Raw genomic sequence first — 7,068 nt, forward strand, 5'->3', positions numbered from 1 at the left:
ATAAGAAAAATGGAACCACGCTTAAGTTATATTTCACCCAGTCTGAATGAAGAAGCGCTACAGCATGCTATCGCTTATAAGCTCATGTTTATTCTTGGTAAAGATCCCTCACTTGCCAATAAACATGAATGGCTCAACGCCACGCTGTTCGCCGTTCGCGATCGGCTGGTAGAACGTTGGCTGCGGGCGCATCGGGCGCGGATCTCGCAGCAGGCCCGGCAGGTTTATTATCTGTCGATGGAGTTTCTCATCGGCCGAACCCTCTCTAATGCCTTACTGTCGCTGGGCATCTATGAGGATGTGAAAACGGCTCTGGCAGGGATGGGGCTGGATCTGGAAGAGCTGATTGATGAGGAGAACGATCCGGGGCTGGGCAACGGCGGTCTCGGTCGTCTGGCGGCCTGTTTTCTCGATTCCCTGGCCACACTGGGGCTGCCAGGCCGCGGCTATGGTATCCGCTACGACTACGGTATGTTCAAGCAAAACATCATCGACGGCCGGCAGATGGAGTCACCGGACTACTGGCTGGAGTACGGTAACCCGTGGGAATTCGAGCGCCATAAAACCCGCTATACCGTGCGCTTTGGCGGACGTGTTCAACATGAGGGCAAAAACTCACGCTGGCTGGAAACCGAAGAAATTATTGCCGTGGCCTACGATCAGATTATCCCGGGTTATGACACCGATGCCACCAACACCCTGCGTTTGTGGAGTGCCCAGGCCAGCAGTGAAATTAATCTCGGTAAATTTAACCAGGGGGACTATTTCGCCGCCGTGGAGGATAAGAACCACTCTGAGAACGTTTCCCGCGTGCTTTACCCGGACGACTCGACCTATTCCGGGCGTGAACTGCGCCTGCGTCAGGAGTATTTCCTTGTTTCGGCGACGGTACAGGACATCCTCACCCGTCATTACCAGCTGTATCAAACCTATGACAACCTGGCGGATAAAATTGCTATCCACCTCAATGACACCCATCCGGTGCTGTCGATCCCGGAGCTGATGCGTCTGCTGATTGACGAACACCGCTTCAGCTGGGATGACGCGTTTGAGGTGACCTGTCGGGTCTTCTCCTACACCAACCATACCCTGATGAGCGAAGCGCTGGAGACCTGGCCTGTCGATATGCTGGGGAAAATCCTGCCGCGCCATTTGCAGATTATCTTCGAGATTAATGACTATTTTCTGAAAACGATGCAGGAGCACTATCCCGATGATATGGCGTTGCTGAGCCGGACCTCGATTATTGATGAGTCCAATGGTCGCCGCGTGCGGATGGCCTGGCTGGCGGTAGTGGTCAGTCACAAGGTTAACGGCGTGTCGGAACTGCACTCCCGGCTGATGGTGGAGTCGCTATTTGCCGATTTCGCCAGAATCTTTCCGCGCCGCTTCACCAACGTGACTAACGGCGTCACGCCGCGCCGCTGGCTGGCTGCCGCTAACCCGTCCCTTGCCGCGGTTCTGGACCGCCATATCGGCCAGACCTGGCGAACGGATTTAAGCCAGCTGAGCGAAATGGGGGAATATCAGGATTATCCGCTGGTTAACCAGGCCGTCAGCGCCGCCAAACTGGCGAATAAACAGCGTCTGGCCGATTATATCGCCCGTCAGCTGGGCGTGGTGGTGAACCCGAACGCGCTGTTTGATGTGCAAATTAAACGGATCCACGAATATAAACGCCAGCTGATGAATGTGCTGCATGTGATCACCCGCTACAACCGTATCAAGGCGGACCCGCAGGCCGAATGGGTGCCGCGAGTGGTGATTTTCGCCGGCAAAGCCGCGTCCGCTTACCACACGGCAAAACAGATCATCCATCTGATAAACGACGTCGCCAAAGTCATCAACAGCGATCCGCAGATTGGCGACAGACTAAAGGTGGTGTTCATTCCCAACTACAGCGTCAGTCTGGCGCAGATGATCATTCCGGCCGCGGACCTTTCTGAGCAGATTTCGCTGGCAGGGACTGAAGCCTCCGGGACCAGTAATATGAAGTTCGCCCTCAACGGTGCGCTGACCATTGGCACGCTGGACGGCGCCAACGTTGAGATGTTGGAGCACGTGGGTGAGGACAATATCTTTATCTTCGGTAATACCGCTGCAGAGGTCGAGGCGCTGCGCAGCAACGGCTACCAGCCGCATGATTACTACGACCAGGATCAAGAGCTGCGCCAGGCGCTGACCCAGATGGGGACCGGGGTGTTCAGCCCACAGGAGCCGGGCCGCTATCGCGGTCTGCTGGATTCGCTGATCAACTTTGGCGACCACTATCAGGTGCTGGCCGATTACCGCAGCTATGTTGACTGTCAGGACAAGGTGGATGCGCTCTACCGAACCCCGGAAGAGTGGACCGCCAAAGCGATGCTCAACATAACCCACATGGGCTATTTTTCATCGGACCGTACGGTGCGGGAGTATGCGCAAAAGATCTGGTATATCGACAAAACGCAACTCTGAGCGCGTACTGACAACCAGGAAACGCCGGGGCGGGTGGCAGGAGACCGGCCCCGTCGATGAGCGACCCGGCAGCAACACATAAATAAGCCTGACGGATATGACAGGAGAGAAAAATGACGGACAGTAAACGCGCAGGGGAGCCTGCACAACAGAGTGATTTGATTAACGTCGCTCAGCTGACCGCGCAGTACTACGTACTGAGGCCGGAAGCGGGCAACGCGGAGCATGCGGTGAAGTTTGGTACCTCTGGCCATCGTGGCAGTGCAGGGCGCCATAACTTCAATGAGCAGCATATTCTGGCGATCGCGCAGGCGATTGCGGAAGACCGCGCCAGGAACGGGATTACCGGTCCCTGCTACGTGGGTAAAGATACCCACGCGCTCTCCGAACCGGCCTTTATTTCCGTACTGGAAGTGCTGGCGGCCAACGGCGTTGATGTTATCGTGCAGGAACACAACGGTTTCACCCCGACGCCGGCCATTTCCAATGCCATCCTGGTGCACAACAAAAAAGGTGGTCCGCTGGCAGACGGCATCGTGATCACGCCGTCTCATAACCCGCCGGAAGATGGCGGTATTAAGTACAACCCGCCGAACGGCGGCCCGGCGGATACCAACGTCACCAAAGTGGTAGAGAATCGCGCTAACGAACTGCTGGCCTCGGGTCTGCAGGGCGTCAGGCGCATCTCCCTCGATGCGGCACTGGCATCCGGTCATGTTAAAAAGCAGGATCTGGTACAGCCGTTTATCGAAGGGCTGGCGGATATCGTCGACATGGCGGCAATTCAGAAAGCCGGCCTCAAGCTCGGGATCGATCCGCTGGGCGGGTCCGGTATCGAATACTGGAAACGTATTGCCGGGCACTACAAGCTCGACCTGACTATCGTCAACGATCACGTCGATCAAACCTTCCGCTTTATGCATCTGGATAAAGACGGCGCCATTCGCATGGACTGCTCATCTGAGTGCGCAATGGCGGGCCTGCTGGCGCTGCGCGATAAGTTTGACCTGGCTTTTGCTAACGATCCAGATTATGACCGTCACGGCATCGTCACGCCGGCAGGGCTGATGAACCCGAACCACTATCTGGCGGTGGCGATTAACTACCTGTTCCAGCATCGCCCGCAGTGGGGCCAGGATGTGGCGGTGGGCAAGACGCTGGTCTCTTCCGCGATGATCGACCGTGTGGTGAACGACCTCGGCCGCAGGCTGGTTGAAGTGCCGGTGGGCTTTAAATGGTTTGTTGACGGCCTGTTCGACGGCAGCTTCGGCTTCGGCGGAGAAGAGAGCGCGGGCGCCTCGTTCCTGCGTTTTGACGGAACGCCGTGGTCGACCGACAAAGACGGGATCATCATGTGCCTGCTGGCGGCGGAAATCACCGCCGTCACCGGTAAAAACCCGCAGGAGCACTACGACGAACTGGCCGCCCGCTTCGGCGCGCCGAGCTATAACCGGCTGCAGGCTTCGGCCACTTCCGCACAGAAAGCGGTGCTGTCGAAGCTGTCGCCGGAAATGGTCAGGGCCAGTCAGCTGGCGGGTGACCCGATCACTGCGCGTCTGACCGCCGCGCCGGGCAACGGCGCATCGATTGGTGGCCTGAAAGTGATGACCGACAACGGCTGGTTCGCCGCCCGACCGTCAGGTACGGAAGACGCTTACAAGATCTACTGCGAGAGCTTCCTCGGGGAAGCACATCGCAAGCAGATCGAGAAAGAAGCGGTGGAAATCGTGAATAGCGTGCTAGCTGCGCACCAGTAGAGCAGTTGACGTACTCCGCTGAGCCGGAGTACGTCATAGTTACCCGGCGACACCAATACAGGCACCACTTTGTCAGAACATAAGGAACGGGACGCTTCGCAAAAGGTATTGCTGCGGGGACTATATGAATATCTATGTTATTACCAATAATAATTTCATGCTTGTAGGTCTGAAATGTATGTTCAGCGACAACAGCCTCTCCGTCAACAGGGTTGTGTTTTCACGGGTCAGCGATATTGCCTTCAGCAACAGCGATGTGGTGATTGTGGAGTCAGAGCTGAACACCGGCGATGCCGAACGTCTCAAGTACCTACACATTTCACCGGTCAATCTTATCTTTTTATTAAAACCGGCGTCAGGAATGAGCGGGACAGGGCGTGAAGCGGTATGCATTGACACTGAATTAAGCGGTAATGAATATCTCATGATGAGGCAGGCGTTTAAAAAAATGGGGATCAATCTGAAGAGGGACAAGTTGTCATTTACCAAAAGAGAAACACATGTTATCAATATGATTTTAAATGGTTATTCGATAGATGAAATTTCCCGTAGCCTGCTGATCTCCAAAAAAACGGTTCAGTCTTTTGTCGGTATTGTTTTGCATAAACTGAATACCACCAAAATAAGTGGAATATACCGCAAAAAAAATCTCATCATCGACAGTTTTGCCAGGAGGAGCCTGCATCGTTAGGATGCCCTATAAACTAATGATCTGCTTATGGAAAGTCACTATTTCATATATTAAGTTTCAACTAAATTTGTTATAAATTATTTTATGTTGTTATGTTGAACGGGGTTTGATTATTGGTATGCTTCAGAAAAAATAAACATACATCATGGGTGCTAACATGATGAAAATATATGAAACTATAGTCATCAAATGATTTAAGCATACAATAAATAATATAGGATTATATCCTCTATCTGTGAATGGTGGGCGGCAGAGGAAAAACGGGATATATATTTATGCATTTCATCTTTTTATTATAAAAAACTGTTATGTAAATTCTGTAGCGGGAGGGGGTATGTTTAGTGAAGACGCACACTATGAATTTCTAAAAAGATATTACAGAGCGGAGTTTTTTGAAGGAAGAAATGGTTCCATTTGGGGAATAAATTATTCTTACAATTTGGCAAGGGTGGGTATGAATATGCTTGAAAGATATGGCTATGGGATAATATTAAAGCATGAATCTATCACTGGTGAAACCATTTACTATGATCGTAGTCTGACGATACTATTTGGTGACAGAATTACACAGGCCCTGGGAGGTCAGTATTGCAACAGAGAAATGAGAGAATAATGATTTAATATATTTTTTAATCGCTCGTTAAACATTGGAACTTTTCTCAGAACGTGACTGCAATGTCTTCAACGCATCTAACATGTCGTCGCCGTTCAGTGAGCGCTGCGATTATTTCTCTGTTGGTTTTCTGCGCCGCCGCAAAGAGCCATCACCGGCAGGGATCGCCTGTGAACGGTTGTTATCGCGTTTATCCTGAACATCAATCTAAATTGAAATGTCCGCATGTAGGTTATGTTTCAGCCTTTGCCGAAGATGTCTTTACTCCGGGTCTGAAGTTGCTGCAGGGCTTCCAGCATGTCGTTATGGTCCAGACTTCGTTGTGATTTCTTGCCGGGTTGTTTCTTTCTGCGTGAGGTCTGGCCGTCCAGTGATGGCAGGGCCTGTGAGCGGGTGTTGTCCCGTTTGTCCTGAACCAGCTTTATCATTTCCAGGGCACGTCCCAGACGCTTGTTGTCGATGATGGCGCCCTGGTCCAGTTCTCCCAGTCGGTCGTAAGTGGTAAAGGGCAGGGAAGTGCCGCTGGCCCGGAGCTCAATGTCACCATCCGGGTATTGCCATACCTCGATGTACTTCCCCTGAAAACGCCGGTTTTCTTCATTATCTTCAAGCAGATAAAGCTTTTTATCATACTGTAATGTCAGGTTTTTCGAGACCTTACGCTGCTCGCGCCAGGTGAATGTCGCCTGCAGGTTTTCGCCATTATCCAGCTGGCGATGTACGTCAAAATCGTGACGTGGCGGCTTTGCAAACCGACGGTTGTAATCTTCCATGAACTCATCAGCAAAGGCGTTTGCAGCCTCAGGTGTGCTGATACCGCGGAGCCGCAGTTCCTTGACCAGGCGGTCCTGTAATGTCAGATGAGCCCGTTCAACACGCCCCTTGGCTGAACTGGTGTTGGCACAGATACCAGTGATATTCAGCTCGTTCATGGCACGACCAAACTGAGTCTGGCCATCTCCGCCGGTGGCCTGCTTGTTGTTGATCCTGAAGACGCTGGCTTTGTCGCTGTAGAATGCCAGAGGCTTACCGTAGCGCTCCAGATATCCCCGGGTGGCTTCAAAATAGGTGAACGTGGACTCCGAACTGACGAACAGAAGCTGCATCAACCGACTTGTTGCATCATCAACGTAAACGAGCAGCGTGCAGGCCGGACCACGGTCCTCGAACCAGCGATGTTCACTGCCATCAATCTGGATGAGTTCGCCGGTGCAGGCCCGACGTGGGCGTGGCTGATGCACACGAGGTGGCCGTAACTTACGAGGGATCCATAAACCATCCCGGGTCATAAGCTTACGTAGGGGTTTGACGGTCAATGATGTAAAAAACCACGCCAAGACGATAACTTTCTGTTTTTAATGAATTAACATAAGCCTCTGTGTTAGTGAGGTTTTTCCCGATGATACCCTTGATAAACTAAGTCGGGGTCTGAGGGCCAATGGAACGAAAACGTACGCTAAGGAAATAACCAATTGTTATAATTGATATTATTCATTCTTCTCTATGAACTGAAAGCCCGCACTAAGCAATGTTTTAGCCTCAAATGACTT

Annotated in this window: 4 protein-coding genes and 1 pseudogene; 4 read left to right on the plus strand and 1 reads right to left on the minus strand. The window is 52.2% G+C overall.

The window, feature by feature from the left end; all coding sequences use genetic code 11:
• Positions 1 to 9: 9 nt before the first annotated feature.
• The 4 genes from glgP to OOJ59_RS26650 all read left to right on the plus strand — a co-directional run bounded on the left by glgP (position 10) and on the right by OOJ59_RS26650 (position 5,518).
• The gene (gene glgP, locus OOJ59_RS26635; protein ID WP_094543334.1) at positions 10 to 2,457 is read left to right on the plus strand and encodes a glycogen phosphorylase; all 2,448 of its coding nucleotides are present in this window, start codon (positions 10 to 12) and stop codon (positions 2,455 to 2,457) included.
• A 113-nt stretch (positions 2,458 to 2,570) separates the two neighbouring features.
• Positions 2,571 to 4,214 carry a phosphoglucomutase (alpha-D-glucose-1,6-bisphosphate-dependent) gene (gene pgm / locus OOJ59_RS26640; RefSeq protein WP_004197675.1) on the plus strand — a complete coding sequence of 548 codons (1,644 nt, stop codon included), beginning with the start codon at positions 2,571 to 2,573 and terminating at the stop codon, positions 4,212 to 4,214.
• 124 nt (positions 4,215 to 4,338) lie between these two features.
• A complete protein-coding gene (locus tag OOJ59_RS26645) occupies positions 4,339 to 4,905 on the plus strand; it encodes a LuxR C-terminal-related transcriptional regulator (protein WP_004197678.1) in 567 nt (188 codons plus the stop codon).
• A 334-nt stretch (positions 4,906 to 5,239) separates the two neighbouring features.
• Positions 5,240 to 5,518, plus strand: coding sequence for a hypothetical protein (locus OOJ59_RS26650; RefSeq protein WP_004197671.1), 279 nt, complete (start codon positions 5,240 to 5,242; stop codon positions 5,516 to 5,518).
• Between the two features lie 239 nt (positions 5,519 to 5,757).
• Here OOJ59_RS26650 and OOJ59_RS26660 read toward each other — a convergent pair.
• Positions 5,758 to 6,819, minus strand: a pseudogene (locus OOJ59_RS26660) (ISNCY family transposase); the annotation flags it as partial.
• Positions 6,820 to 7,068: the final 249 nt, after the last annotated feature.

It is taken from the genome of Citrobacter sp. W9 (assembly GCF_026719375.1).
Lineage (GTDB): Bacteria > Pseudomonadota > Gammaproteobacteria > Enterobacterales > Enterobacteriaceae > Citrobacter > Citrobacter werkmanii.